This is a genomic window from Methylophaga sp., assembly GCF_965655755.1.
Taxonomy (GTDB): domain Bacteria; phylum Pseudomonadota; class Gammaproteobacteria; order Nitrosococcales; family Methylophagaceae; genus Methylophaga.
Map to the genome: position 1 here is coordinate 23,880 of NZ_CBFHHW010000025.1, position 4,146 is coordinate 28,025.

At 46.7% G+C, this 4,146-nt stretch carries 5 protein-coding genes; 2 read left to right on the plus strand and 3 right to left on the minus strand.

From position 1 onward, the window contains the following. Positions 1-23: 23 nt before the first annotated feature. Positions 24-905, minus strand: coding sequence for a fructosamine kinase family protein (locus ACTF5U_RS09145; protein WP_438971322.1), 882 nt, complete (start codon positions 903-905; stop codon positions 24-26). A gap of 98 nt (positions 906-1,003) precedes the next feature. Between ACTF5U_RS09145 and rpiA the strand changes: the two genes are divergently transcribed. Beyond that, complete coding sequence (rpiA, locus tag ACTF5U_RS09150; protein ID WP_438971323.1) at positions 1,004-1,696, plus strand: ribose-5-phosphate isomerase RpiA; 693 nt, start codon at positions 1,004-1,006, stop codon at positions 1,694-1,696. A 35-nt stretch (positions 1,697-1,731) separates the two neighbouring features. On the opposite strand, the gene ACTF5U_RS09155 is transcribed toward rpiA, so the two are convergent. Continuing rightward, positions 1,732-2,244, minus strand: coding sequence for a peroxiredoxin (locus tag ACTF5U_RS09155; RefSeq protein WP_438971324.1), 513 nt, complete (start codon positions 2,242-2,244; stop codon positions 1,732-1,734). A gap of 165 nt (positions 2,245-2,409) precedes the next feature. On the opposite strand from ACTF5U_RS09155, the gene ACTF5U_RS09160 reads away from it, so the two are divergent. Next, positions 2,410-3,420, plus strand: coding sequence for a Gfo/Idh/MocA family protein (locus tag ACTF5U_RS09160; RefSeq protein WP_438971325.1), 1,011 nt, complete (start codon positions 2,410-2,412; stop codon positions 3,418-3,420). Between the two features lie 81 nt (positions 3,421-3,501). On the opposite strand, the gene ACTF5U_RS09165 is transcribed toward ACTF5U_RS09160, so the two are convergent. Further along, a partial coding sequence (locus ACTF5U_RS09165) for an SIMPL domain-containing protein (RefSeq protein ID WP_438971326.1) occupies positions 3,502-4,146 on the minus strand: 645 nt, incomplete at its 5' end.

Genomic DNA, 4,146 nt, shown 5'->3' on the forward strand with positions numbered 1-4,146 from the left:
TAATTTGACTCATTTGACCTCTTTTATATTTGTGCCAGTAAACGATCAATCATGGATTCGGCCTGACCCAGATAGCCGCCGCCAAATAGATTGAGATGATTGATGATGTGATACAGATTATAAAGCGTTTTTCTGATTGGGTAACCGTCTTCGACCGGGTAGGTATCATTATAAGCGGCAAAGAAATCGCCTCCGAAGCCACCGAATAATTCCGTCATCGCCAGGTCCGCTTCACGGTCACCGTAATAACAGGCGGGATCAAAAATCACAGGGTTCCCCTCATCGTCTGCAGAAGCATTGCCACCCCATAAATCACCGTGCAAAAGAGACGGGTGTGGTTGATGACCCTGTAAAATTTTGTCCAGATTAATCTGCAGTTTTTCACCTTGGGATTGCAGTCGCCCACCAAAACCATTTTTTGCTGCAAACTCAAGCTGTTTTCCGAGTCTTTCATGCTGCCAGAATGTTAGCCAGTCATGCTCACGGTCATTGATTTGGGGCGTGCTGCCAATCGTATTATCCATATGCCAGCCGAAGTAGGGCTGTTGTGTTTTATGCAACTCAGCGAGTTGCTGTCCCAGTAATTTAGTTGCATTGCCTCTCAGGCTGCCAAGAGGAATATATTCCAGTGCGAGATAACTGTACCCATCGGCGACTCCGTAGCAAATCACTTTGGGCACGCGAACCGCGTTAATTGCAGCCATCTCCTGCAGCCCCTGAGCTTCAGCTTCAAACATGGCTGAAAGATTGGGACTGTTCACCTTAATAAAAAAGGATCGATCATCACTATCCAATCGGTAAGCCGCATTGATGCAGCCACCTCCGATACTGGTGATGTTTGTTTGTTGCAGGGCCATCCCGGTTGCTGTCTCTATTTCCTGAATAATCGAATCAAATTGAGCCATATCCGCTTTCCTGTTGTCTGAGACTTAACGGCTGGACAATGCCAGCCTGAATGTTAAAGTTAGCCCATATTTTGCCTACAGGCGCAAGGAGGTTGTCAATGACAGCGCAAACTACAATGAATCCTAAACAACGCGTGGCAGTGCATGCAGCAAATCTCGTAGAAGCAGACATGATCGTCGGTTTGGGAACGGGTTCCACAGCGAATTTGTTCATAGATGCACTGGCGAAAAGAAATCGTGACGAAGATCTTAATGTTACCACCGTGAGCAGTTCCGCGATTAGTGCAGTGAAAGCAAAGGAAGCCGGTTTGCCTGTGGTGTCGATTGATTCACTGGACTACCTTGACTTCTATGTTGATGGTGCTGATGAGGTGACACCGGATCTCACTTTGCTAAAAGGAAGAGGGCAGGATTTGGTCAGAGAAAAACTCTTGGCGTCTGCGGCGGATCAATTCTATGTGCTGGTTGATGAAAGCAAACTGGTTGAGAACATTGGTCAGAACTTCCCAATCCCGGTGGAAGTGATGCCGGAGGCCTGGAAGTTGGTGTTAGCTCAACTAAAACAACAAGGCGGTTATGGTGAGTTAAGAATGAATGCGGCAGGTGACAATGTTGCTGTAACTGCCCATGGTAGCTTGGTTCTTGATATGACATTCGAGCATATTGAAAGTCTGGAACTAACCATGGTGCTCGATACCATTGCGGGTGTGGTTGAGCATGGCATATTCAGTGATTTAGCAACGGCAGTCTTTATTGGTGGTCAGCAGGAAGTAGAAGAACATTGGCGTTAGGCAACCGGCTTAGCCGGCTGCCTAGCCAGCTTTTTTTAAGCTTTGAGCTGTTCCAAAATCGTTTCTGCTTTGGATTTGCCAAATTCACCGGATCCTTCAACACCCAGATATTTAACTGTTCCATTCTCGATAATCATCGCAAACCGGTAGCAACGTATACCCATACCGCCACCTGTCATGTCCCGATCCAGGCCTAGAGCTTTGGCATATTCCGCGCTGCCATCGGCCATCATGCGAACTTTGCCTGTGGCGTTATTCTCACGGCCCCACGACGCCATAACAAACGCATCGTTCACAGCCATGCACCATATTTCATCGGCACCAGCCGCTTTAATCGCGTCAGCATGTTCAACAAAACCGGGTAAATGCTGAGCAGAGCATAACGGTGTGAAAGCACCAGGAACACCAAAAAGCACAATCGTTTTGTCTTTAGCTTCTTCGCCAACGTCCAATGGCTGCGGATTCATAGGACAACCGTTTTCCGGGTCAAACTCGGTTGATTCGGTCAGCTTGCCAGCTGGGATGTTTTGGCCAACTTCGATAGTCATGACGACTCCTTTTGTTGCTGATGAATAGATAAATCAGCTTAGCATAAGGCATCAGACGAAAGATAAAAACACCACGCGGGACAAGGTTTTATCAGTTTGGATTTAGTTGTCTCAGCCGTTATCATGGCGCTTAACATTTGTTTTACAAGTAACAAGGAATTTTATATGGCTGAACAACAATTGCGTTGGGGTATTCTCGGTGCTGCACGGGTTAACAATAAACTCTTGCCTGCCATCGTTGAGGCGGAGAATGCACGTCTCGTTGCGATAGCCAGTCGTCGTGTCGGTGCGGCCGCCGAAACCCTGCAAGAGCATGCACCTGAAAAAACGGATGTTGAAACACTGGATGATCCAGAAGCCCTACTGAGTCACAGCGGTATTGATGCTATCTACCTTCCTATGGCTAATGAAGAACATGCTGAATGGGCTTTGAAAGCGATCAGTCATGGCAAGCATGTCCTGATTGAAAAACCGATGGCACTGACTGTCGCGGACATAGATGCTATTGAAAAAGCGGCCAAGGCGAACAATGTCACAGTGATGGAAGGTTTTATGTATCGCTTCCACACACAGCATGACTATGTCAAAGAATTACTGGATACGGGAAAAATCGGTGATGTGCGCACAGTCAAAACCGCGTTTGCATTCCCGATGAAGCCAGCGCGTTTATATCGTATTAATCGGGATATAGAACACGGCGGTGGCGCAATGTGGGATGTTGGTCCTTATGCTGTTCACACTGCGCGACTGTGGTTTGATCAGGAACCTGTTGCAGCAACGGCAATGGCAAAATTAAATGAGCACGGCGCTGATGTCAGTCTTAGTGGCATCTTTGATTTTGACGATGGCCGTTATGCCCATTTTGAAATGAGTTTTGAGCATTCGCGCCGGAGTGAATATCAAATTATAGGTACCCTGGGCGGCATTAAATGTCATACCGTTTGGCAGCCGGATAATGAAGAAGCATTGATAAGTTACTGGACTGATTCAGGTGAGGCAGAAACGGTTTCATTGCCAGCAGCAAATCACTTCAATCGTGAGATTGAACACTTTTCTGATTGTATTTTAAACGGTAAAACACCGTTTTTATCAATGGCTGATGCTCGCGGTAACTGCGCAGCGATTAACGCTGCTCTGCAATCAGCAAAAGAAGGGCGTGTTGTTCAGATTAGCTGATACGCAATATAAAGGTGGTGGTCAGCCCTGCTGACCACACGTATTTTCTAGAATGGATTGTTAACCTGTCGGATTGTGACGTTAGTCGGATAAATAGTATTCAATGGTTGAAACAACGCGAACCTTTTTGATGTGAGGGTTGTTGTTGTCACGCGGACTGATGCTGAACTGGCCTTGGGAAGCGCGACGAATCTTTCCGAGACTACTGTCTGAATCATCAGCAAATTTTTCAGCCACTTCTCGCGCTTTACGGGTTGCTTCCTCAATCATGTCAGGTTTTACTTCATTCAGGCGGGTGAAGAGGTATTCCGTTTGTGATTGGAAATTATTGCCGGTTAATACGATCCCTTGTTTCCCCAGTGTTGATAATCGGCTCATGACCTTTCTGACATTTTCGATTTCTTCAGAGTAAACGGTGACGGTTTGCATGCCAGTGTAACGAAACTCGGCCCGCTGATTCCCGCCATATTGTTGTGCCGATTTATCGGTGATGGCCGGGGAGGTGAGAGAAATATCATCGCGATCAATCCCTTCTTTGGTCAAAAATGCAATGATGGTCTGACTATTGGTGTCAATAGTCGAGTACAACGTTTGCAGATTATTATCCGCCAAAGTGAATTGAATCGGCCAGATGACTATATCGGCCATGAACTCTTGCTCTGAGAGGCCTTTAACAGTGACTGTTCTTTCATACTGTTTGTAAGTAATAGCCGCATTGGCGAGCAG

Coding starts and splice junctions, on each gene's coding strand:
- ACTF5U_RS09145 (WP_438971322.1), bottom strand. CDS start 905: ATGGCTCAATTTGATTCGATTATTCAGGAAATAGAGACAGCAACCGGG.
- rpiA (WP_438971323.1), top strand. CDS start 1,004: ATGACAGCGCAAACTACAATGAATCCTAAACAACGCGTGGCAGTGCAT.
- ACTF5U_RS09155 (WP_438971324.1), bottom strand. CDS start 2,244: ATGACTATCGAAGTTGGCCAAAACATCCCAGCTGGCAAGCTGACCGAA.
- ACTF5U_RS09160 (WP_438971325.1), top strand. CDS start 2,410: ATGGCTGAACAACAATTGCGTTGGGGTATTCTCGGTGCTGCACGGGTT.